25 protein-coding genes are annotated in these 22,095 nt (G+C 60.9%); 14 read left to right on the forward strand and 11 right to left on the reverse strand.

Annotated elements, in window-relative coordinates:
- Positions 1-73: 73 nt before the first annotated feature.
- The 4 genes from dprA to CCGE531_RS07580 are packed head-to-tail and all read right to left on the reverse strand — an operon-like array spanning position 74 to position 4,115.
- Complete coding sequence (gene dprA, locus CCGE531_RS07565; protein WP_120663632.1) at positions 74-1,222, reverse strand: DNA-processing protein DprA; 1,149 nt, start codon at positions 1,220-1,222, stop codon at positions 74-76.
- Complete coding sequence (gene plsY, locus CCGE531_RS07570; protein WP_162943861.1) at positions 1,222-1,842, reverse strand: glycerol-3-phosphate 1-O-acyltransferase PlsY; 621 nt, start codon at positions 1,840-1,842, stop codon at positions 1,222-1,224. The genes dprA and plsY overlap by 1 nt, the downstream gene beginning before the upstream one ends.
- Positions 1,843-1,872: 30 nt before the next feature.
- On the reverse strand, positions 1,873-3,162 hold the full coding sequence (locus CCGE531_RS07575; RefSeq protein WP_120663634.1) for a dihydroorotase: 1,290 nt from the start codon (positions 3,160-3,162) through the stop codon (positions 1,873-1,875).
- A complete protein-coding gene (locus CCGE531_RS07580) occupies positions 3,159-4,115 on the reverse strand; it encodes an aspartate carbamoyltransferase catalytic subunit (protein WP_120663635.1) in 957 nt (318 codons plus the stop codon). The genes CCGE531_RS07575 and CCGE531_RS07580 overlap by 4 nt, the downstream gene beginning before the upstream one ends.
- Positions 4,116-4,299: 184 nt before the next feature.
- Between CCGE531_RS07580 and CCGE531_RS07585 the strand changes: the two genes are divergently transcribed.
- The 3 genes from CCGE531_RS07585 to CCGE531_RS07595 all read left to right on the forward strand — a co-directional run bounded on the left by CCGE531_RS07585 (position 4,300) and on the right by CCGE531_RS07595 (position 7,332).
- Positions 4,300-5,958: an acyl-CoA dehydrogenase family protein gene (locus CCGE531_RS07585; RefSeq protein WP_120663636.1), complete on the forward strand. Its 1,659-nt coding sequence runs from the start codon at positions 4,300-4,302 to the stop codon at positions 5,956-5,958.
- 2 nt (positions 5,959-5,960) lie between these two features.
- On the forward strand, positions 5,961-6,578 hold the full coding sequence (locus CCGE531_RS07590) for a GNAT family N-acetyltransferase (RefSeq protein ID WP_120663637.1): 618 nt from the start codon (positions 5,961-5,963) through the stop codon (positions 6,576-6,578).
- 103 nt (positions 6,579-6,681) lie between these two features.
- Positions 6,682-7,332 (forward strand): TetR/AcrR family transcriptional regulator, encoded by a 651-nt coding sequence (locus tag CCGE531_RS07595; RefSeq protein WP_120663638.1) that lies wholly within the window; start codon positions 6,682-6,684, stop codon positions 7,330-7,332.
- Between the two features lie 55 nt (positions 7,333-7,387).
- Here the strand turns inward: CCGE531_RS07595 and CCGE531_RS07600 are convergent, their stop codons facing one another.
- Together CCGE531_RS07600 and CCGE531_RS34175 are read right to left on the reverse strand one after the other, a co-directional pair.
- Positions 7,388-8,302, reverse strand: coding sequence for a hypothetical protein (locus CCGE531_RS07600; protein ID WP_162943862.1), 915 nt, complete (start codon positions 8,300-8,302; stop codon positions 7,388-7,390).
- Positions 8,260-8,508 (reverse strand): hypothetical protein, encoded by a 249-nt coding sequence (locus CCGE531_RS34175; RefSeq protein WP_162943827.1) that lies wholly within the window; start codon positions 8,506-8,508, stop codon positions 8,260-8,262. Before CCGE531_RS34175 ends, CCGE531_RS07600 begins: the two co-directional genes overlap by 43 nt.
- Positions 8,509-8,574: 66 nt before the next feature.
- Between CCGE531_RS34175 and CCGE531_RS07605 the strand changes: the two genes are divergently transcribed.
- Positions 8,575-8,907 (forward strand): DUF6105 family protein, encoded by a 333-nt coding sequence (locus tag CCGE531_RS07605; RefSeq protein ID WP_120663640.1) that lies wholly within the window; start codon positions 8,575-8,577, stop codon positions 8,905-8,907.
- On the opposite strand, the gene ruvX is transcribed toward CCGE531_RS07605, so the two are convergent.
- The gene (gene ruvX, locus CCGE531_RS07610; protein ID WP_120663641.1) at positions 8,844-9,338 is read right to left on the reverse strand and encodes a Holliday junction resolvase RuvX; all 495 of its coding nucleotides are present in this window, start codon (positions 9,336-9,338) and stop codon (positions 8,844-8,846) included. The two genes, CCGE531_RS07605 and ruvX, sit on opposite strands and share 64 nt — an antisense overlap.
- 116 nt (positions 9,339-9,454) lie before the next feature.
- Between ruvX and CCGE531_RS07615 the strand changes: the two genes are divergently transcribed.
- From CCGE531_RS07615 to CCGE531_RS07630, 4 genes are all read left to right on the forward strand, one after another.
- Positions 9,455-10,165: a metal-dependent hydrolase gene (locus tag CCGE531_RS07615; RefSeq protein ID WP_120663642.1), complete on the forward strand. Its 711-nt coding sequence runs from the start codon at positions 9,455-9,457 to the stop codon at positions 10,163-10,165.
- Between the two features lie 67 nt (positions 10,166-10,232).
- Positions 10,233-10,520: an Asp-tRNA(Asn)/Glu-tRNA(Gln) amidotransferase subunit GatC gene (gatC, locus tag CCGE531_RS07620; RefSeq protein ID WP_120663643.1), complete on the forward strand. Its 288-nt coding sequence runs from the start codon at positions 10,233-10,235 to the stop codon at positions 10,518-10,520.
- 59 nt (positions 10,521-10,579) lie between these two features.
- Positions 10,580-12,061 carry an Asp-tRNA(Asn)/Glu-tRNA(Gln) amidotransferase subunit GatA gene (gene gatA / locus CCGE531_RS07625; RefSeq protein WP_120663644.1) on the forward strand — a complete coding sequence of 494 codons (1,482 nt, stop codon included), beginning with the start codon at positions 10,580-10,582 and terminating at the stop codon, positions 12,059-12,061.
- A gap of 213 nt (positions 12,062-12,274) precedes the next feature.
- The gene (locus tag CCGE531_RS07630; RefSeq protein ID WP_120666596.1) at positions 12,275-14,272 is read left to right on the forward strand and encodes a DUF4139 domain-containing protein; all 1,998 of its coding nucleotides are present in this window, start codon (positions 12,275-12,277) and stop codon (positions 14,270-14,272) included.
- A 71-nt stretch (positions 14,273-14,343) separates the two neighbouring features.
- Here the strand turns inward: CCGE531_RS07630 and CCGE531_RS07635 are convergent, their stop codons facing one another.
- Positions 14,344-14,601, reverse strand: coding sequence for a YjhX family toxin (locus CCGE531_RS07635; RefSeq protein ID WP_120663645.1), 258 nt, complete (start codon positions 14,599-14,601; stop codon positions 14,344-14,346).
- Between the two features lie 300 nt (positions 14,602-14,901).
- On the opposite strand from CCGE531_RS07635, the gene CCGE531_RS07640 reads away from it, so the two are divergent.
- From CCGE531_RS07640 to CCGE531_RS07665, 6 genes are all read left to right on the forward strand, one after another.
- The gene (locus CCGE531_RS07640) at positions 14,902-15,411 is read left to right on the forward strand and encodes a GNAT family N-acetyltransferase (RefSeq protein ID WP_120666598.1); all 510 of its coding nucleotides are present in this window, start codon (positions 14,902-14,904) and stop codon (positions 15,409-15,411) included.
- An 88-nt stretch (positions 15,412-15,499) separates the two neighbouring features.
- Positions 15,500-17,005 carry an Asp-tRNA(Asn)/Glu-tRNA(Gln) amidotransferase subunit GatB gene (gene gatB / locus CCGE531_RS07645; protein ID WP_120663646.1) on the forward strand — a complete coding sequence of 502 codons (1,506 nt, stop codon included), beginning with the start codon at positions 15,500-15,502 and terminating at the stop codon, positions 17,003-17,005.
- Between the two features lie 3 nt (positions 17,006-17,008).
- A complete protein-coding gene (locus tag CCGE531_RS07650) occupies positions 17,009-17,512 on the forward strand; it encodes a GNAT family N-acetyltransferase (protein WP_120663647.1) in 504 nt (167 codons plus the stop codon).
- A gap of 20 nt (positions 17,513-17,532) precedes the next feature.
- Positions 17,533-18,000: a GNAT family N-acetyltransferase gene (locus CCGE531_RS07655; RefSeq protein ID WP_120663648.1), complete on the forward strand. Its 468-nt coding sequence runs from the start codon at positions 17,533-17,535 to the stop codon at positions 17,998-18,000.
- A gap of 106 nt (positions 18,001-18,106) precedes the next feature.
- On the forward strand, positions 18,107-18,505 hold the full coding sequence (locus CCGE531_RS07660) for an NADH:ubiquinone oxidoreductase subunit NDUFA12 (RefSeq protein ID WP_120663649.1): 399 nt from the start codon (positions 18,107-18,109) through the stop codon (positions 18,503-18,505).
- Positions 18,506-18,625: 120 nt separating this feature from the next.
- The gene (locus tag CCGE531_RS07665; RefSeq protein WP_120666600.1) at positions 18,626-19,066 is read left to right on the forward strand and encodes a DUF2155 domain-containing protein; all 441 of its coding nucleotides are present in this window, start codon (positions 18,626-18,628) and stop codon (positions 19,064-19,066) included.
- Positions 19,067-19,132: 66 nt separating this feature from the next.
- On the opposite strand, the gene CCGE531_RS07670 is transcribed toward CCGE531_RS07665, so the two are convergent.
- From CCGE531_RS07670 to accC, 3 genes are all read right to left on the reverse strand, one after another.
- Positions 19,133-19,768 carry a DUF1062 domain-containing protein gene (locus CCGE531_RS07670; RefSeq protein ID WP_120663650.1) on the reverse strand — a complete coding sequence of 212 codons (636 nt, stop codon included), beginning with the start codon at positions 19,766-19,768 and terminating at the stop codon, positions 19,133-19,135.
- A gap of 338 nt (positions 19,769-20,106) precedes the next feature.
- Positions 20,107-20,736, reverse strand: coding sequence for a leucyl/phenylalanyl-tRNA--protein transferase (aat, locus tag CCGE531_RS07675; RefSeq protein WP_120663651.1), 630 nt, complete (start codon positions 20,734-20,736; stop codon positions 20,107-20,109).
- A 3-nt stretch (positions 20,737-20,739) separates the two neighbouring features.
- Entirely contained in the window at positions 20,740-22,092 is a 1,353-nt protein-coding gene (accC, locus tag CCGE531_RS07680; protein WP_120663652.1) for an acetyl-CoA carboxylase biotin carboxylase subunit, read from the reverse strand.
- Between the last annotated feature and the right edge of the window lie 3 nt (positions 22,093-22,095).

Below are 22,095 nucleotides of genomic sequence, written 5' to 3' on the forward strand. Positions count from 1 at the left end.
TCAAGAGGCGAAGGCGATTTTTGCGCTTGGCGCGGCGATGCGATGCTTAGAATTGGTACGCGTGTCACAATTTTCAATCCAGCATGGAGATCGAGACCAGTCCGCCGGGATGGCGATGAAGCCGCCCGGCCATGTCCAATTCGAGAAGGACGGAATGAACAGCCGATATCGGCAGGCTGGTATGGCGGACGATATCGTCGATTTCGACCGGCGTCGGCCCGAGCGCCTCGACGATATGGTCACGCTCGGCATCATCGGGCGGCGAGGAAAGCGGCTTGCTCCTTTCGACGGGCGCTTCGGCCGGGCGCGGGCGAAAGAGGTCCGGCTCGGCGAGTGGCCGCAGCGCCTCGATGATATCGTTCGGCGTCGTCGCGATCATCGCGCCGTCTTTCAACAGGCCGTTGGTGCCTTCGCAGCGCGGATCGAGCGGCGAGCCGGGAACGGCAAAGACAAGCCGGCCGAATTCCCCGGCAAGACGCGCCGTGATCAGCGAGCCGGAGCGGGTTGCGGCTTCTACGACCACGACACCGAGCGAGATACCCGCGATCAGGCGATTGCGGCGCGGGAAGTCGCGGGCCCGAGGCTCCCAGCCGAACGGCATTTCGCTGACGGCGAGCCCGTTGCCGTCCCATATCTCGTTCAGCAGGCCGATATTCTCGGGTGGATAGGGTTGGTCGAGCCCACCCGCCAAAGCAGCGATCGTACCCGTTTCGAGGCTGGCGCGATGGGCGGCCGTATCGATGCCACGCGCAAGGCCCGAGACGACGGCATAGCCTGCGTCGCCGCACATGCGCGCGATCATGGCGGTGAATTTGGCGCCGCTGATCGAAGAATTTCGGGAGCCGACCATGCCGATTGCCGGGCGTGTCGCTGTGGGCATGCTGCCTTTGACGGCCAGAAGCGGCGGCGCGCCGTCGATCTCCCGAAGGGCGGGAGGATAGTCCGGCTCGCCGATGCCGACGAAGCGCGCGCCGAAACGATGTGCCGCCTCCAGTTCCCGCAATGCGTCCCGTTCGTCGGCGATGCGGATGGCGCGCGTCGAGCCGCCGCGCTGCGAAAGCTCCGGCAGCATGGCAAGTGCTGCTTCGGCGGAGCCGTAATGATTGATGAGATCGCGAAAGGTTGATGGCCCGACATTGTCGGAGCGGATGAGCCTGAGCCAGGCGATCCTTTGTCTTTCGGTCAGCGCAACTCCGGTCCGTCTTGCGCTGCCTGTGTCCATTACCCCTTCGCTCCGATCTTGCTTTCCGCCCCGGTGGTCAACCTGATGATGTTGGCCCTGTGCTTGTACCAGGAGATGACGGTCATCAGCGCCATGACGGCGGCGATCTTGTCGACGCCCAATATCCACAATACAACCGGTATGACAAGGGTTGCAACCAATGCGGAAAGCGAGGAGTAGCGTGTGGTGAAGGCAATGACCAGCCAGACGATGGCGAAAATCAGCGCCATCAGCGGCGCGAGGCCCAGCAAGATGCCGAGATAGGTCGCGACGCCCTTGCCGCCCTTGAAGCCGATCCAGACCGGGAAGATATGGCCGATGAAGGCGGCAAAACCGGCAAGTACACCGGCATCACCGCCGAAGAAATGCGCTGTTATCTGGACGGCGGCCGTGCCCTTGAAGGCATCGAGCAGCAGCGTGGCCGCCGCAAGCCCCTTGTTGCCGGTGCGCAGCACGTTGGTCGCGCCGATATTGCCGGAGCCGATGTTGCGGACGTCGCCGAGGCCGGCCATGCGCGTCAGCAGCAGGCCGAAGGGGATCGAGCCGAGCAGGTAGCCGATGACGAGGCCGGCCAGCGCGGTCTGCGGGGTAAGCTGCCAAGTCCAGAAATCCGCCATCACGTCTTATTCTCCGTAAACCCCAGGCTTACCCTAGAGACTGTGAACCAGCTTGCCGGCGACATAGGTCGCAACCGCCCGGCCGCTCATCCTCGCATCTTCGAAGGGTGTATTCTTCGAGCGCGACAGAAGCATGTCTTTGGCGACAAGCCAAGGCTCGTCAAGATCGACAAGCGCGATATCGGCCTTGGCGCCAGGTTTCAGCGTGCCGGCGGGGAGCCCGAAGATCTGTGCCGGCCTAGTCGAGAGCGCGTCAACGAGGCGCATGAGGCTGACCTGGCCGCTGTGATAGAGCCGGAGTGCCGCCGGAAGCAGCGTTTCGAGCCCCACGGCGCCGTCTTCGGCCTCGCCGAACGGCAGGCGCTTCGTATCCACATCCTGCGGATCATGCGAGGAGACGATAATGTCGATCGTACCGTCTGCCAGCGCCTCGATCATGCCCGTGCGGTCGTCCTCGGAGCGCAGCGGCGGGTAGAGCTTGAAGAAGGTGCGGTACTCGCCGATGTCGTTCTCGTTGAGCGCGAGATTGTTGATCGAGATGCCGCAGGTGACCTTGGCGCCGCGCGAACGGGCGAGGCGGATGGCCTCTGCCGATTCCGGCACTGAAATCATGGCGGCATGATAATGGCTGCGTGTCAGCGTCGCGATGCGAAGGTCGCGCTCCAGCGGGATCAGCTCAGCCTCTTTCGGAATGCCCGAGAGGCCAAGCCAGCTTGCAAGCAGGCCTTCATGCATGACGCCGTTTGCGCCGAGATATTTGTCGCGCGTCTCGCAGGAAATCACCGCGCCGAATTCCCGCGCGTAGGTCATGATGCGACGCAGGACCTGGCTGTCATGGATGCCGGAATGGGCATCGGTGAACACAACGGCTCCGGCTTCCCGCAGAAGGCCGATTTCCGTCATCTCCTCGCCGGCAAGTCCCTTGGTGAGGGCCGCTGCCGGATAGACATTGACGACGGCTGTGTCGCGCGCCGTTTTCCTGACGAATTCGACAAGCGCGATGTCGTCGATGACCGGATCCGTATCCGGCATCATGATAAAGGAGGTGACGCCGCCGGCCGCTGCCGCACGGCTGGCGGAGGCGATGGTTTCGCGATGTTCGCCGCCGGGCTCGCCGACATGCACGCGCGCATCGACCAGGCCGGGAATGGCAACGAGGCCGCTGCAGTCGCGAACGGTCGCACCCTTCGGAGCGGCATGGCTCTTCGCATCCTTGCCCGACGAAACGATCACGCCGTCTTCGACGATGATCGCACCGACCTCATCGAGATCGCGGGAGGGATCGATGATGCGGACGTTCTGGAGGACGATCGAGTTGCTCATGCGTCCACTCCCTCGGTGCGAGGTCCCTGGTTCTGTGAAACGAGCAGGGTCTCCATGACAGCCATGCGCACGGCGACGCCCATTTCCACCTGTTCGGCGATGACGCTTTGCGGGCCGTCGGCCACTTCGGAGGCGATTTCCACCCCGCGGTTCATCGGACCCGGATGCATGACGAGCGCATCCTCCTTGGCGACCTTGAGCGTTTCGGCGTCGAGCCCGTAGAAATGGTAATATTCGCGCACCGAGGGCACGAAGGCCCCGGACATGCGTTCGCGCTGCAGGCGCAGCATCATAACGACATCGGCGTCCTTCAGTCCTTCCTTCATCGAATGGAAGACTTCGACGCCCATGTCGGCAATGCCGGCCGGCAGCAGCGTGGCGGGTGCCACGACGCGGACGCGTGCGCCCATGGCGTTCAGAAGCAGGATGTTGGAGCGGGCAACGCGCGAGTGCAGCACGTCGCCGCAGATCGCGACGATGATGCGCGAGAGCTTGCTCTTGGCGCGGCGGATGGTCAGCGCGTCGAGGAGTGCCTGGGTCGGATGCTCGTGCTGGCCGTCGCCGGCATTGACGACGGAGCAGGACACCTTCTGCGCCAGAAGTGCCGCGGCACCCGCGCTCGAGTGGCGGATGACAAGCACGTCGGGTCGCATGGCGTTCAGCGTCATCGCCGTGTCGATCAGCGTCTCGCCCTTTTTGACGGAAGAGTTGCCGACGGACATGTTCATCACATCGGCGCCGAGCCGTTTGCCGGCCAGTTCGAAGGAGGATTGCGTGCGTGTCGATGCTTCGAAGAAGAGATTGATCTGCGTCAGCCCGCGAAGCGTGGACGTCTTTTTCTCGCGCTGGCGACTGATCTTGACCGCCTCGTCGGCCTTGTCGAGAAGATAGGTGATATCTTGTTCGGTAAGGCCCTTGATGCCGATGAGGTGGCGGTGGGGAAAGAAGACCATGAACCTGCCCTCTGGATTTCGTCAGGCGGTCTATAAAGAGGGAGCGCCCATGGGGCAAGCGGGGGTGTGCGCCGAGCACGCTTGTTCCCCATGCAATTTCGCCCGAATCCCGCTGCACGAGCCACGCCGTGGGAGACATAACTTCCGGTTTCCCTTTGCAACCTTCTTGCTCTAAAAGCGATTCATGACCCAACAGACCCGGACTGACGACCCCTTTGCCGACCTGAACCAGCCGAGCCTCTGGACCGGCATCAATGCCTATCGTTCCGATCCGCTGATCGTCGATCTCACCTCCGGTCTGCCGCGTTCGACGCGTGAAGAGCTGGAGCAGCACGGCCGGTTCGTCACGTCGCACGAGGCGCAGGAACTGGCACGCATGGCGAACCAGGGCGCGCCGCAGCTGCGCACCCATGGTCCGCGTGGCGAGCGTCTGGATGTCGTCGAATTCCATCCCGCCTGGCATGCGCTGATGCGCCGCTCCATGGCGATGGGGCTGCATTCCTCGATCTGGGATGCGCAGGCCGACCCCGAGGCCAAGGGCCAGTCGCACAAGGTGCGCGCCGCTCGCTTTTACCTGACGGCCCAGCTCGAATGCGGTCACCTGTGCCCCCTGACGATGACCAGCGCTTCGGTCGCCGCCATGATGGCGTCGCCGGCCGTGCAGAAGGACTGGGCACCGAAGATTCTGTCGCGAAAGTACGATTCGTCCAACAAGCCCGCCATGCAGAAGAGCGCCGTTACCATCGGCATGGGCATGACGGAAAAGCAGGGCGGCACGGATGTGCGCGCCAACAGGACGACGGCCGACAAGGTCAGCGAAGGCATCTACCGGCTGTCGGGCCATAAATGGTTCATGTCGGCGCCGATGAGCGATGCCTTCATCATGCTGGCGCAGACCAAGGATGGCATGGGCTGCTTCCTCGTGCCGCGTCTTCTGGAAGATGGCTCGGCCAATGGCCTGCATTTCCAGAGGTTGAAGGATAAGCTCGGCAATCGGTCGAATGCTTCCTCCGAAGTCGAGTTCACCGATACGTTCGGCTTCCTGCTCGGGGCACCCGATGCCGGTATCCGCACGATCCTCGATATGGTGACGCTGACACGGCTCGATTGCGCGGTGGCGTCTGCCGGCATCATGCGCGCGTCGCTTGCCGAAGCCGTGCATCATGCGCGCGGCCGCAGCGTCTTCGGCAAGATGCTGGTCAACCAGCCGATCATGACGCGCGTGCTCGCCGATATGGCGCTAGACGTTGCCGCCGCGACCGCGCTTGCCTTCCGCCTGGCCGAAGCCTTCGACAAGGCAAGCGGCAGCAGCGAGGATGCGGCCTATGCCCGCGTCATGACGCCGGTTGCCAAATACTGGTGCTGCAAGATCGCGCCTGCGCTGATTTACGAGGCGATGGAGTGCATCGGCGGCAGCGGTTACATCGAGGAGCGCCCGATCGCCCGCCATTACCGCGAAGCCCCCGTCAATGCGATCTGGGAAGGCTCCGGCAATGTCATGGCGCTTGACGTGCTGCGCGTATTGAACCGGGGCAGGGACCTGTTCGAAACCGTCTTTGCCGGTCTCGCCCGCGATCTCGGGCCTGCCGGCAAGAAGACCATCGAAGTCCTGCGCGCAGCCATGGCGCTCTGCGAGCAGGATGAGGGCGCTGCCCGCCTGCTGGTCGAACAGATGGCACTCGCGGCCGGCGCGGCTGAGCTCTATCGCCTCGGAGCCGGCAAGATCGCCGATGCCTTCATCGAAACCCGTCTGGCCGGCGGCTGGCGTGCGACCTACGGCATGCTCGATTCACGCTTCGACGCCAGCTACATCGTCGATCTGCTGTATCCACCGGCTACGTAAGCATGGTTTCCATTCGCACCGTTCGACCTGACGACATCGACCAACTCTATGCCATCTCGCTCGCGACGGGCGATGCCGGCAAGGATGCGGCTCCGCTTCATCGTGATGGCCGGCTGATCGGCCACATCTATTCCGCGCCCTACGCCACGCTTCATCCCGAGCTGGTTTTCGTGGCCGAGGATGACGAAGGTGTCTTCGGTTACATTGCCGGCGTCTTTGATACCGTGGCGTTCGAGGAGCTGATGGAGCGCGAGTGGTGGCCGCATCTGCGGCAGCGCTATGCGGACCCTGAAGGCGATCCGGCGCTCTGGGATGCGGATCAGGAGCGCATATCGGCCATCCATCATCCCAAGCAGGCGCCCGCTCTCCTTATCGAACGATTCCCCGCACATATTCATATGAACCTGCTGCCGCGTGCCCAGGGCAAAGGCATCGGTACGGCATTGCTGGATCGCTGGCTGGCGAATGCTCGAGCCAATGGCGTCCAGGGCGTACATCTCGGCGCCAACACGAGCAATCATGGCGGCGTCCGGTTCTGGTCGTCACGCGGTTTCGTTCCCGTGGAACTGCCGCCGGGTCTGGCGTCCGAGACCACGATATGGTTTGCTCAGTTTCTCTAATCTGTGGATTCGCGCGGTTTGACGGACCAGAGCCCGAAGGCTTTGTTGTTCGAGGCGATCCGGCTTGCTATTCACCGCTCGGTGACAGATTGGAGTCGAATCGATGGCAAACGCTGCCGTTAAAAACCCCCTGGAAGTGCCTGTCGTGGAAAAGCGCGTGCGCAATCGTGCCGCCACCCAGCAGGCGATCCTCGATGCCGCCAAGCGGCTGCTGGCGGAGGAGGGGTTCCAGAATTTCGGCATCAATGCGGTTGCCCGCGGCGCCGGCTGCGACAAGCAGTTGATCTACCGCTATTACGGCGGTCTCAACGGCCTCGTGGAAGCCATAGGCACCGATCTCGGCAGCTGGGTGACGGATCGCATTCCCGATGACACCGGCGGCATGTTTCTTCTCACCTATGGCGATCTGATGGAGCGGCTCTCGCTTCTGTTTCTCGATGCCTTGCGCGCCGATCCGCTGATGCGCCGTATCGTCGCCTGGGAGGTCTCCGAAAGCAGCGAGCAGGTGCGCCGCCTGTCGGAGGCGCGTTCCAAGGCGCTCGCCGGCTGGATCGAGCGTATGCGTGGCTCGCTGGTGCCGCCCAAAGGCGTCGATGCCCAGGCGGTCAACGCCATGATCTTCGCCGCCATCCAGCACATCGTGCTGGCGTCAGCCGTCAGCGATCAATGCGCCGGTCTCGCGTTGAAAAACGGCAAGGATTGGGAGAAGGCGGCAACAGCCCTGAAGCGGATCGTGCGCGGCGTCTACGGCTGATGCCGGGGCTTATCCGGGAGATATCCTCGGCGCTCGTGAGGTGACATTGCGCCTCTCAGAACTCATTGGGTACGGCTGATGTTTTGACACCGATTCCTCGGATAACATAGCCCGGCTCGTCGGTGGACGAGAAGATCCTCGTAATGACGTGTGATTTGAGCGCCTCGGCGCTCTGGACATAGTAGATACCCTTCGGAGTCGCTAGTCCCATCATGGCGAAGACGTCATTACTGCTGACGCCCATTTCATCGAGGTAAATAGCAAGCTTCCGATTCAGCTCTGGATCGATTTTCGTCGATATCACATCGAGCCTTCTTTTTCCCGTCTCTTCGTGACTTGGGCCGTTTGTAAGCTGATGAACGCCAACATACGCGTTGGTAGCCGCAGCACGTGCCTTGCCTCCTGCTAAGGCGAACGGGCAAGCTGAGAAACAGTACGCCCCTCCAGCGTGAACTTCACCTTTAGACCACCCATCCCTTATGATCTTTTGCGTGCAGCGCGGATCGAGCATTGGGCAGTCGTTCAACTGTGTTCTGCCCACCGCAGTATCGAGTCCGGCAGCTCGGATCATACGTCCGACAGAGAGTGCGGCATCCACATCTCCACCATGAGACTGAAATACTACGGGAAATTTTTTACCTCCAAGGTTCTTCAGCAGTCTCTTAAATCGTTTTGGCGTGTCGGCCATAATCTTGCCTTCAGCAGATATCCATTGGACACAGCTTTCTTGACAATTGCCGTTCTGGACCAATGCAAAATTCATCGGTCGCTCTTCGGGCGTTTGCTTGCTTGCGGACGCCGATGTGATGGCAACCAAGGGCAGAAAAAATGCTGCGGTGATTAGCCAGAGGGTTGCACAAAAGCTCAAGCGGATCGCCATGAAAAACTCCGGAAGCAGTGGATTAATTGCTATCGCCACGCCCTCTTTCATGCAACCATTTTTAGAGGCACGGCAGCTGGAGATATCCACAAGCCCGCTCCGCCATTAACCTTAACAATTGGTTTACATTGCGCCGCAGCGGTTAACTCGTCACTGTCGGAAGACGAAGAGTTAACCATCAAGCGTGCAGCCATGGGGTCAAAACCCGCAAAATTAGTGTTTCTTGTCGCGGCGATGATGTTCTTCGCCGTGCTTGCACTAGATATAACGCTGCCCGCGATGGTGTTGAGCGCCATGGCGTTGTCGAACTGGTTCGTCCTTTCGGCTGGCACGACGCAATTTCAGCGTCGAAGGGGTACCGCATGAAGTGGTTGTTGATTGGCTGGGCCGGGCCGGTCTCGTTTCTCGGGGCATGGTATTATCTGTCGTACTACGACATGAGCTTCGGCATCTTCATGCTGACGCGGCAGATGCATGACCTGGTGTTCGATATCTACGGCAAGATTCTCGGCATCCCGCCGGAAACCATCCCGCCTCTGGTCGCCCGCGCCATTGCCTTCGACAGCCTGCTTGTCTTTGCGATCTTCGGCTTTCGCCGTCGCGCCGCCATTATCGCGTGGTGGAAGCGCCGTCACGCGTCGAGATCGGGCAAGCTTTCTCTCCCGAGCGCCGACAGCCTGTCCAAAGCACCTTGAAGAATGAAGCTCGCCGCCGCCGAGTCGATGCGCTCGGCGCGCTTGGCTCGCGAGACGTCCATTTCCAAAAGCGCCCGCTCGGCCGCTACGGTCGAAAGCCGCTCGTCCCAGAAGATGAAGGGCAGGGCTGTCTTATCCGACATGCTGCGCACGAAGGCGCGCGTTGCCTGCACGCGCGGCCCCGAGGAGCCATCCATGTTGACAGGCAGTCCTATGACGAAGGCTGCGACCTTTTCCTTCTCGGCGAAGGCGAGCAGCATCACGGCATCCTGGGTGAACTTCACCCGCTTGATGACGGGGCGAGGCGTTGCAAAGCGCCGGCCGAGATCCGACATCGCAAGCCCGATCGTCTTCGTGCCGAGGTCGAGGCCGGCAATCGGCTGGCCGGGCAGGAGCGTCGCGGCTAGGTCTTCGATGGTCAGCGTCGTCATCAGGTCTCGCTCTCGTCAAAACAAATTGAAGCCAAAGCCGCTTTTCTTTGCCGCGGTTTGGGATATCTCCTAGACACCACCCAACCATTTCAAATCAAGTCATAAGGAGAAATCCAATGAAGATCATCTGGCTCGGCCACTCCGCTTTTCGTATCGAAACCCCTAGGGCAAAAATACTGATCGATCCTTTCCTGACTTACAATTCCTCTTTCGCCGCCGCTGGCCTCAACATCAAGGACGTCGCCGATGGCGTGACCCATATCCTGCTGACGCATGGCCATGCCGACCACGTCGGCGACGCGGTTCAGATCGCCAAGGACACGGGCGCGGTCGTTCTTGCCAATGCCGATCTTGCTTCCTGGCTCAACACCAAGGGTGTGGAAAAGCTGGAAATGGGCAATACCGGCGGCACGGTCGGCCTCGGCGGCTTCTCGGCCACCTTTACGAATGCGCTGCATTCCTCCGCGCAGATCACCGAGGACGGCGTTTCCCACGCGCTCGGCAATGCGAACGGCCTGATGCTGCATTTCGACGACGAGCCGACGCTGTTCCACATGGGCGATACGGACATCTTCTCGGATATGGGTCTCATCAACGAGCTGCATCAGCCCGATATCGGCATCGTGCCGATCGGCGACCGCTTCACCATGGGCGGTGCCGTGGCAGCGCTCGCCTGCCAGCGCTTCTTCAACTTCAAGACCGCCATCCCCTGTCACTACGGCACTTTCCCGATCATCGACCAGACGCCGGAAAAGTTCATCGCCGGCGTGGAAGGTTCCAAGACCGCGGTGGCGGCGCCGAAGGTGGGCGAGAGCGTTTCTGCCTGACGATACCCGTTGCGTATGGCGGACATGGCCTTTATAGCGATAGGAAAAATCCTATCCGGAGAATGCCATGTCCGTCGATCTCGCCACCGTCAAACGCGTCGCCCATCTTGCCCGCATCGCCGTCAACGAAGACGAAGCGCAGCGGATGATGGGTGAGCTGAACGGCATTCTGGGCTTCGTCGAGCAGCTCTCCGAAGTGAATGTCGATGGCGTCGAGGCGATGACCTCGGTCACGCCGATGGCAATGAAGAAGCGCATCGACGAAGTCACCGACGGCAGCAAGGCCGCCGACATCGTCGCCAATGCGCCGAATACCGATCAGAATTTCTTCCTGGTGCCCAAAGTCGTCGAATAACGGTTCCCTTCGAGCCCGTTCCGACCCGTTGCCCAATTCCAGATCTGAAGCGAAACAAAATGAGCGAACTGACCAGCCTGACCATTGCCGAAGCCCGCGACAAGCTGCGTGCCAAGGAAATCACCGCCACCGAACTGACCGAAGCCTATATCTCGGCGATCGAGGCGGCCAACGGTCAGCTCAATGCCTATGTGAAGGTGACGCCGCAAAAGGCGCTTGCAATGGCCAAGGTGTCGGACGCCCGCCTTGCGGAAGGCAAAGCCGGTGCGCTGGAAGGCATTCCGCTCGGCATCAAGGACCTGTTCGGCACGGAAGGCATTCATACGCAGGCCTGCAGCCACATCCTGGACGGTTTCGAGCCGCACTATGAATCGACCGTCACGCAGAACCTCTGGAACGACGGCGCCGTCATGCTGGGCAAGCTCAACATGGACGAGTTCGCCATGGGCTCCTCCAACGAGAGCTCTTATTACGGCCCGGTGATCAACCCCTGGCGCGCCGAGGGTTCGAACCAGCAGCTCGTTCCCGGCGGCTCGTCCGGCGGTTCGGCCGCTGCCGTTGCAGCGCACCTCTGCGCCGGCGCGACGGCCACCGATACCGGCGGCTCCATCCGCCAGCCGGCCGCCTTCACCGGCACCGTCGGCATCAAGCCGACCTACGGCCGCTGCTCGCGCTGGGGCATCGTCGCCTTCGCCTCGTCGCTCGACCAGGCCGGCCCGATCGCCCGCGACGTGCGCGATGCCGCCATCCTCCTGAAGTCGATGGCAAGCGTCGATGCGAAGGACACGACCTCGGTCGATCTGCCGGTGCCGGATTACGAAGCCGCGCTCGGCCGGTCGCTGAAGGGCATGAAGATCGGCATTCCCAACGAATATCGCGTCGACGGCATGCCGGAAGAGATCGAAGCGCTCTGGCAGCAGGGCATCGCCTGGCTGAAGGATGCCGGCGCCGAGATCGTCAACATCTCCTTGCCGCATACGAAATATGCGCTGCCGGCCTATTATATCGTTGCGCCCGCGGAGGCATCCTCGAACCTCGCCCGCTACGACGGCGTCCGCTACGGCCTGCGCGTCGACGGCAAGGACATCGTCGACATGTATGAAAAGACGCGCGCTGCCGGCTTCGGCCAGGAAGTGAAGCGCCGCATCATGATCGGCACCTATGTTCTGTCGGCCGGTTACTACGACGCCTATTACCTGCGCGCGCAGAAGGTTCGCACGCTGATCAAGCGTGACTTCGAACTGGCCTTCAATGCCGGTGTCGACGCGATCCTCACGCCCGCCACGCCATCCTCGGCCTTCGGCATCGCCGACGAAAATCTCGCTTCCGATCCGGTGAAGATGTACCTCAACGACATCTTCACGGTGACGGTCAACATGGCCGGCCTGCCGGGCATCGCCGTCCCCGCCGGCCTCGACCCGAAGGGTCTGCCGCTCGGCCTGCAGCTCATCGGCAAGCCGTTTGAAGAGGAAACCCTCTTCAAGACCGCCCACGTCATCGAACAGGCCGCCGGCAAGTTCACGCCGGCGAAGTGGTGGTAAGTACCATCCTTCTAAGACCTATGACCGCCGCCGATCATGACAAGGTCGGCGCGGTCGGATTTGCCACTTGATTGACTGGCGACGCGCTGGGCGCAAGACTTAAAAATCCCAATATTCGGCTCAGTCGCGATCACATTTTAGACCGAAATACGATCATAAATTGCAGCGGGCCGCTTGGTCTCGTCCTCTGCAACCGAATCGGAAGGTCTCTTCATGCTCAAGCAAGTCTCGGCGATCCTGCTCCTCGGCGCATCATTCCCAGCGATGTCGCTGGCGGCCGACAATGGGGCCATTCGATCCATTACCCTGTCCTCGGGCGGCCTGGCCGAGGTTTCCCGATCGGCTGATGTCAACAGCGACGGCGTGATCCGGATCGAGGTTCCCCTCGATCAGGTCGACGATATCCTCAAGAGCCTTGTGGTCAACGGGTCGGCGGGCTCGGTGGCCGGCATGTCGCTGGCGGGGCCGCAGCCGTTGCAGGAGACGTTCAAGGGCCTGCCGTTCAGTCTGGAAGCGCTCTCATCCGTGCCGTCGCTTCTGACATCGATGCAGGGCGCCAAGGTGTCGGTCACCAGCGGCGGCAAGACCGTTGAAGGAAACATTCTGGGCATTGAGACGAGGAAGGCCGACGAGAAAGCGACGGTTCACCTGCTGACCGTTATCGATAGGGATGGCGCGGTGGAGACGCTGGCGCTCGGCGAGGATGCGTCCGTTCGGCTTGATGATCCGGATATGAGAGCAAAACTTGCCAAGGCGGCAGCCGCCATTGCCCGTGGCAAGAACGATCGCACCCGCACCGTCGATGTCAAGGTGAACGGTGCGGGAAACAGCGGCGATATCGGCCTGACCTATGTCGTCCCGTCTCCGATCTGGAAAACAGCTTACAAGGTCGTCATCGAGGGAAATGACAAGGCGCACTTGCAGGCATGGACGGTGCTGGAAAACGCCAGCGGCGAGGATTGGAGGGGCATCAAGCTGACGCTGACCTCGGCCGAGCCGGTGACGCTGAAACAGGGTCTGCACCAGCTTTATTGGAGAGAGCGGCAGGAAGTGCCTGTTAACACGGCGTCCAACAATGTCCCTGATCCCGACAGCGGAGACCTCTCCAACAGGCGGCGTCTCGCTTCGAATGCCGAGGAGCGGGCCGCGCCCGCACCTGCCAAAGCAATAATGGGCGGCGTCAGCAGAAAGGAATACGCGGCTGACGAGCCGGAAAGTCCGGTCGCGCCAATGCAAATTGTCGTCGCCAATCCCACCGCCGCGACCGAAAGCGATATCTCGGCCACTTTCGAGCTTCCTGGGACCTATGATCTGGCTAATGGCGACACCTTGTCGGTGCCGATCATGGATGCGGAGGTGGAGGCCGACACGGTGGATATGTATCGGGCCGGCAGCGGCTATCGCAATCCCATCGCCGCCGTGATGCTCAAGAACACCACCGGGGTCAGCATGCCGCCGGGGATTCTGACGCTATACGATAGCAAGACCGGCTATATCGGCGATTCCCAGCTATCGGCGCTGCCCAAGGAGGACACGCGCCTCGCCAGTTTCGCGACCGATCGAAAGGTATCGATCAGCGAACAGCAGACGCCGACGGAGGAGATTGCCTCCCTGAAGGTTTCCGATGGCATGATGCAGGCCGTCGTTAAATATCGCCAGACGACGACATACACCGTTTCAGGGGCACTCGATGGCGAAAGAACCGTTGTCGTCGAGCACCCGATCAGGGACGGCTGGTCGTTCTCTTCGGCCGAAGGCTTCGGCAAGACGGCAACGCACCAGCGGCTGAAGACGGTGGTGCCGGCCGGCACGGAAAAGACGCTGACGGCCGTCGACGAACAGCTTCAGAGCAATAGTTACGCTTTGGTCGATGCGGAGCCGGACATGCTGCTTGGATGGTCTGCTTCGACACACGACAAGGCACTGACGGACAAGCTCGCAAACCTGGCGGAGGCGCGCAAGAAGCAGGTCGTCGCCCAGAACGGTCTGGCGGGCTTTGATAGCGAAATCGAGAAAATCACCAATGAGCAGGAGCGTATCAGGCGCAATATCGGCGCCGTGCCTGACAATAGCGATCTGAAGAAGCGCTATCTGAAGGGTCTCGCAGATAGCGAAGACCAAATCGCTGCGGTCGGCCAAAAACGCGCTGCGGTGCAAGGGGAAAGCGATCGCCTGGGCGACCAGGTGGCGGAGATCATCAGGACCTTCTGATCGCTGCGCATCCACATATCACCGGCATCAATCGGTGAGAGCCGCCCCATCGGGCGGCTCTCGTGTTTGGCCTATCGATTGTTCAACTGCGCCCTCACCAGCCGCAATCCCTTTTCGTTGATGCGGTAGGGATGACCGTCGGTGGATTTGATGGCCTTGAGGCGTTTCAGCCGGCGGAAGAGGTCGATGTCGAAATCAGGGTAGACCCAGCCGTCTCGCGTAAAGCAGTGAGCGGTCTCGATCTTCTTGTTTTCGCTGCGTTCGATTTCGATGCGCCCGCCCTGGGCGAGCAGGTGCAGGATGCGCTGTTCGGCGCGGGAAATGTCCATTGTTGTCAGAATCCGTATAGCGCCAAAGGGCGCACAAAAACGATCCGAGCCTTCCCTTGGGGAAGTCGGGGCTTCGTTTTTCAGGCCCGGCACGCAAGAAGACTTGCGGGCGGGGCCTTTACCGGGGCTGACAAAAGTTAGACATCAAAACTCCATTGATACATCTTTTCTAAAACAGGTTGCGCCTCGCGGTCAAGTTCAACTCAATAGGTGTCTTTGGCTTGGCGGCCTGCCGGCGAATCTCGCCGCTGGCAAAAGCCTTTGGCCGGTGCTTTACTGGTCACAAATGGCGGGGGCTCGATGATCCATATTCGCAATGCCCATGAAGGCGAAACGGCGGTGTTGGCAAGCATCGGCCTGCGCTCCTGGCAGCAGGCCATGGGCTCGATCGGAAGCCCAGGCGAGCTGCTGGAAAGCGCCAGCGAAGCCTTTACGAATTTCACCCGCAATCTCTGGCTGACGATCACCGTCATAGAGCTGAATGGCGAGGCGGTCGGCTGGGCCGCGCGCGAGGCGCTGGACGAGGCGATCTCCGATTTCTGGATCGATCCGGATTTCGTTCGGCGAGGCCTCGGCTCCGCTCTGCTTGCGCGGATCGAAGAGGACGTGCGCGAGCAGGGGCTGGAAAAGGTTTCCCTGCAAAGCCATGCGGGGAATACGGACGCCATAGCCTTCTTCAGGGCGCGCGGCTATGCGATCCACTGGCTGTCGATTGTCTATTCCCCGAAGCTCGACAGCGACGTGCCGACCGTGGGGCTTTCGAAATCGCTGGTCGATGAGAGCGATGGCGCCTACGGACCGGGCATATAGCACATCGCCGTATGCCGAAAGCCTTGCGCCGTCTCGCCAATTGCTCTACCTCACAAAGTTCAGAAGAACAGCATTTCAAGAGCTTCCAATGACCCTTGTCGACGTCCGCACGCCAGATCCGAAACGCTTCATTCCCGGTGCCACTGGCGATTGGGAAATCGTTATCGGCATGGAAGTCCATGCCCAGGTGTTGAGCAAGTCCAAGCTCTTCTCCGGCGCCTCGACCGAGTTCGGCAAGCCGCAGAATTCCAACGTGTCGCTGGTCGATGCCGCCATGCCCGGCATGCTGCCCGTCATCAACCAGGAATGCGTCAAGCAGGCCGTGCGCACCGGTCTTGGCCTGAAGGCTCAGATCAACAAGCGTTCGATCTTCGACCGCAAGAACTATTTCTATCCCGACCTGCCGCAGGGCTATCAGATCTCGCAGTTCAAGGATCCGATCATCGGCGAAGGCAAGATCGTCATATCCCTTGGTCCCGATCGCCAGGGCCAGTTCGAGGATATCGAGATCGGCATCGAGCGCCTGCACCTGGAACAGGATGCCGGCAAGTCGATGCACGACCAGCACGCCACCATGTCCTATGTCGATCTCAACCGCTCCGGCGTTGCGCTGATGGAAATCGTCTCCAAGCCGGACATCCGCTCGTCCGACGAGGCGAAGGCCTATATGACGAAGCTGCGCTCGATCGTGCGCTACCTCGGCACCTGCGACGGCAACATGGACGAAGGCTCCATGCGCGCCGACGTCAACGTTTCCGTTCGCCGTCCGGGCGGCGAATTCGGCACGCGCTGCGAGATCAAGAACGTCAACTCCATCCGCTTCATCGGTCAGGCGATCGAATATGAAGCGCGCCGGCAGATCGGCATTCTGGAAGATGGCGGCAAGATCGACCAGGAGACCCGCCTGTTCGATCCGAACAAGGGCGAGACCCGCTCCCTGCGCACCAAGGAAGATGCGCATGACTACCGCTATTTCCCTGATCCGGATCTGTTGCCACTGGAATTTGACGACGCCTTCGTTGCGAAGCTTGCCGAGCATCTGCCGGAACTGCCCGACGACAAGAAGGAGCGTTTCGTTCGCGAGCTCGGCCTCTCGATCTACGACGCTTCCGTTCTGGTTTCGGAAAAGGCGATCGCCGATTATTTCGAAGCTGTTGCGGCTGGCCGCGACGGCAAGATGGCTGCCAACTGGGTGATCAACGACTTGCTGGGCGCTCTGAACAAATCAGGCAAAGACATTGAAGAGACTCCGGTTTCGCCCGCTCAGCTCGGCGCGATCATCGATCTCATCAAGGCCGAGACCATCTCCGGCAAGATCGCCAAGGATCTGTTCGAAATCGTGCTCAACGAGGGCGGCGATCCCGCCGAAATCGTCGAAGCGCGTGGTATGAAGCAGGTCACCGATACCGGCGCGATCGAAAAGGCCGTCGACGAGATCATCGCCGCCAACCCGGATCAGGTCGCCAAGGTCAAGGCCAAGCCGACGCTTGCCGGCTGGTTCGTCGGCCAGGTCATGAAGTCGACCGGCGGCAAGGCCAATCCGCAGGCCGTGCAGGCGCTGGTCAAGGCCAAGCTCGGCATCGAAGAGGAATAAGCGGTGTTCTTCGTCCGCACCGCCAGCGAGCAGGACCTGGAAAAGGTCCGCGCTCTGCTCGGCGAGACCTGGCATGCGACCTACGACCGGATCTACGGGCCGGAAAAGGTCGACGAACTGCACGCCTCCTGGCATTCGCCGGCTTCGCTGAAAGCGCGACTGGCGAACAAGAATTCCGAATTCCTGGTGGCCGATGACGGCAGGACGATCGGCGGCATGGGCTATGCTGCCATGTCCAAAGAGATGACCAAGACCGTTATGCTCTACATGCTCTATGTCAGCCCGAGCCATCAGCGTCAGGGTATCGGCCGTGACATCTTCGCGGAACTGGAGACCTGCTTTCCGGATGCGGAGGTCATGCGTCTGGAAGTCGAGCCGCAGAACGAACCTGCAATCGCATTCTACAAGGCGCATGGCTTCGTCGAGGTCGGCCACACGGAAAATTGCGGGAATGGGCAATCGGGCATTCCGGCGCTGGTTTTTGAAAAGCCACTGACGGGTCACTGAAAGAATAGACGAGATCGTTCATGGAAGATGCCCGCCTTGTGATCCGCGAAGCGGAAGAATCCGACCTTTCTTCCTTGATTGAGCTCTTCGCCGCCGACAGCATGGGCAGCCACGGCGATACGGCCGATCCTTCCGCCTATGACAATTATCTGCGCGCCTTTCGCACCATCGCCGCGTCGTCGAACCAGACGCTCTACGCCGCCGAGCTTGCCGGCGAGATCGTCGGTACATTCCAGACGATCGTCGTCACCTCGCTGTATGGGCGGGGATCGTCCGTGATGGTCATCGAAGCTGTTCAGACGCGGGCTGACATGCGCGGGCAGGGGATCGGGGTGGCGATGATCAATTTCTGCATCGACGAGGCAAAGGCTGGCGGCATGCGGATGGTGCAGCTGACCTCGAATGCGGTGCGCAAGGATGCGCATCGCTTCTATGAAAGACTGGGTTTCAAGCCGACGCATCTGGGCTTCAAGATGACATTGAAATGAGGTCGTTTGCCTGCTGGAATCACTGGACAAGCAGGTTCAGTGGCGGCATAAGCAGACTATCGAATTCTGGTATCGCTCGCCCCTCAGCGGGTATCGAGGAAAAGACATGTGGAATCTCATCGTACAGACCTTCACCTGGTGGAACAGTCAGACCATGGGGACGCGGTTCGCGACCTGGCGGTTTGGCAAGCGTGTCGGCGAGGATGAATTCGGCAACGTCTATTACGAAGGCGGCATGTCCTCCTATGGCCTTCCGAAGCGCTGGGTGATCTACAAAGGCTATGCGGAAGCCTCTGCCATTCCTCCGGGCTGGCACGGCTGGATGCATCATCGCACCGACGTTCCGCCGACCAGGGAAAACTATGTTGCCAAGGACTGGCAGAAGGAACATCGCGCCAACCCCACAGGCTCGCCGCAGGCTTACCGTCCGCCGGGTTCTCTCGCCGTTGCCGGTGAGCGTCCGCGCGTGACCGGCGACTACGACGCCTGGACGCCGGGCAACTGAGCGGCCCGGGTAACTGAGCGGAAGTGCCGGCTCGTCCTTTGGCCACAATTGGGCTTTAGGCGCGACATATGCCGGCTTTTGCTCGGCGCCTTGACCGAAATCAAGCGGAGATTGGCGGATATGACGTTTTCCACGCGGAGCGCTTCTTTGCGTGCAATGGCGGGAGCTGGCCTTGCTCTCTTTGCCGGCATTATGGCGGTTTCCACTGCAGAGGCTGCCCGCATTTCCAACCCAGTTGCCGTTTTCTCCGGCCTCGACAAGATCACCGGCCGCATCACGACCTTCGACGTCTATGTCAATGAGACGGTGCAGTTCGGCGCGCTGCAGGTCACGCCGCGCGCCTGCTATTCGCGAGACGAAACCGAACAGCAGAAGGTGGACGGTTTCGTCGAGGTGGACGAAATTACGCTCGACCGTCGCATCCGGCGCATTTTCACCGGCTGGATGTTCGCCGACAGCCCCGGCCTCAATGCCGTCGAGCACCCGATCTATGACGTCTGGCTGAAAGAGTGCAAGCAGAAGTCCGACCTTCCGCCGCCGGACAGCGCCGGCGCGAAATAATCGCTTTCACGACATACGCAGCAGAATTGTACAGCCCGCAGAAGCCTTGCTCCTGCGGGCATAGTTTTAGCCTCGTTCCGGATTGGCGGCCGCGTCGCCTATCGCCTGACGGTCTGCGACCTCTGAAAGGTCGAGGGTGATCCTCATGCCGTCTTTCGGCCCGTGTCGCGGGAAATCGCTGCGGTCCGGGTAGATTTTCAATCTGCCCCCATCTTGGAGAGCTTGGAGCCGCGAACGTGAGATCGCCAGTTCCGACGCCAGCAGCCGATCAAGGCGGAGGTTTACCGGGAACTCGGCTGATATCTCGATGTCCAGCATAGTCCAGTCGCTTGCCGCACCTGTCGTCTCCTTCCGAATGATGACATCCGGCGGCTCTTCGATGCGCTTGGCCTTTCGCTTCAGTCCGTCGAGATCGAATTCCTGCGTCCGAACCCACTTCGGATCGCTACGCTGCAGTGCCTCGAGCGTGGAGGGGCCGAGATCGTGAACGGTCCGGCGCTCGAAAAGCGTCCGGTTCCAGGTCTTGTCGCAATCGATGCATTTATAGACGAGCCAGGCATCGAGCCTCTTGCCATTGGCATTGAGCCTGATCTTGCCGCTCGACCTGAAGGGTCTCGGAGATCCGCAGCCGCTGCAGGCGATCCACGGCTGAGGCGAGGTTCGAGGAGAAATGGTCCAACGGACCTGAAGAATATTGCACATACCGTCTTGGTCTTCCGTCTGGAAGTCCACCAAGCTGGCGGTGAGACAAGCCCGTCAGGGCACGGTGTGGCGATATTGCGGGACGGCTGAAGAGCTGAGACAGCGGTAGCTGCGTAAGGCGCGTTGTGACAATGCCAAACCGGTCTCAGGCCATCACCCGATGGACATGAATATGCACCAGACGGCGCTGGGCCGCCCCGATGCACTGGGTGATTTGGATGAGACCGGTATTTACAAAGGCAAAGTGAAACCTCGACGCGCAAACGCTCTTCGCCAGGAGGGATAGCAGACCACAATCAGGATTTGAAGCGTTTCGAAATCAAAGGAATCCCAACCGCTCAGGGCTGATTGTCCGAAAAGCTGAGATTGGGCGACTCCATCGCCTTCTCCAGCATCGTGGCGTAAGCTTCCCTCGGCATGTCGATGGCGCCGAATGTCTTCAGGTGCCCGGTGGTGAACTGCGTGTCGAGCAGGGTGAAGCCGCGTTCGCGCAGGCGTTCGACCAGATAGACGAGGCAGATCTTCGAGGCATCCGTGCGGCGGGAAAACATGCTTTCGCCGAAGAAGGCGGACCCCAGCGAAACGCCGTAAAGACCCCCGACCAGTTGATCGCCTTCCCAGGCCTCTACCGAATGGGCATGGCCGATATGGTGCAGGGTGGAGTAGAGCGAGCGGATCGTCTTGTTGATCCAGGTGCTCGGGCGGCCGCTCGTCTGTTCGGCGCAGGCTGCGATGACAGCTTCGAAATCCGTGTCGAAGCGGATATCGAAGGGGTTTTGACGGATCTTCTTTGCGAGGCTCTTGGAGACGTGAAACGTATCGAGAGGGATGATGCCCCGCAATTCCGGCTCGACCCAGAAGATTTCGGGGTCATCGGCCGATTCCGCCATCGGGAAAAGCCCGATGGAATAGGCGCGCAGCAAAATCTCCGGGGTAATGCCGGGATGTTTGCCGCGCGCTCCGGGCACTGGCTAGGCCGATGTTTTTGCCAGGTAGTTTTCCAGCCAGTGGATATCGTAATCGCCATTGGCGATATCCTGATTGGAAACCAGATCCTGGAAGAGCGGCAGGGTGGTCTTGATACCGTCGACCACGAATTCGTCAAGCGCGCGGCGCAAGCGCATCATGCACTCGACACGGGTGCGGCCATGCACGATCAACTTGCCGATCAGGCTGTCGTAGTAGGGTGGGATCTTGTAGCCCTGATAGGCGCCCGAATCGATGCGCACACCGAGTCCACCAGGCGCATGGAAATGCGTGATCGTGCCGGGCGAGGGGATGAAGGTGCGGGCGTCTTCGGCGTTGATGCGGCATTCGATGGCATGGCCATGGAAATGCACTTCGTCCTGCGTCACCGAGAGACCGCCGCCGGAGGCGACGCGGATCTGCTCGTGCACGAGGTCGATGCCGGTAATGGCTTCCGTCACCGGATGCTCCACCTGCAGGCGGGTGTTCATTTCGATGAAATAGAACTCGCCGTTCTCGTAGAGAAACTCGATGGTACCTGCGCCGCGATACTTCAGCTTCATCATCGCATCGGCGCAGATCTTGCCGATCTTCATGCGCTGCTCGACGTTGAGCGCCGGAGAATTGGCCTCTTCCCAGACCTTCTGGTGGCGGCGCTGCAGCGAGCAGTCGCGTTCGCCGAGATGGATCGCATTGCCTTCGCCGTCGCCGAAAACCTGGATTTCGATATGGCGCGGCTTGCCGAGGTACTTTTCCATATAGACGGAATCATTGCCGAAGGCGGCGCCCGCTTCCGTGCGCGCCGTCGTCCAGGCTTCGATCAGGTCCTCTTCCGTGCGGGCGACCTTCATGCCACGGCCACCACCGCCGGCGGTTGCCTTGATGAGTACCGGATAGCCGATCTCGCGCGCCGTCTTCAGCGCGTCCGCCTCGGTCTTCACCTCGCCGTCGGAACCGGGAACAACCGGAATGCCGAGTTGCTGCGCGGTGGTCTTGGCGGTGATCTTGTCGCCCATGGTGCGGATATGTTCCGCCGTCGGGCCGATGAAGGTGATGCCATGCGCCTCGAGAATATCGGCGAACTTGGCATTTTCCGAGAGGAACCCATAGCCGGGATGCACGGCATCCGCGCCGGTGATCTCGCAGGCTGCGACGATCTGATGGATGTTGAGATAGCTTTCGCGCGACGGCGGCGGGCCGATGCAGACGCTTTCATCCGCAAGGCGCACATGCATCGCGTCGCCGTCTGCGGTCGAATGCACCGCTACGGTCGCAATGCCCAGCTCCTTGCAGGCGCGCAGCACCCGAAGGGCGATCTCTCCGCGATTGGCTATGAGAATCTTCGAAATGATGGGCATGGG

This window comes from Rhizobium sp. CCGE531, assembly GCF_003627795.1.
Classification (GTDB): Bacteria; Pseudomonadota; Alphaproteobacteria; order Rhizobiales; family Rhizobiaceae; genus Rhizobium.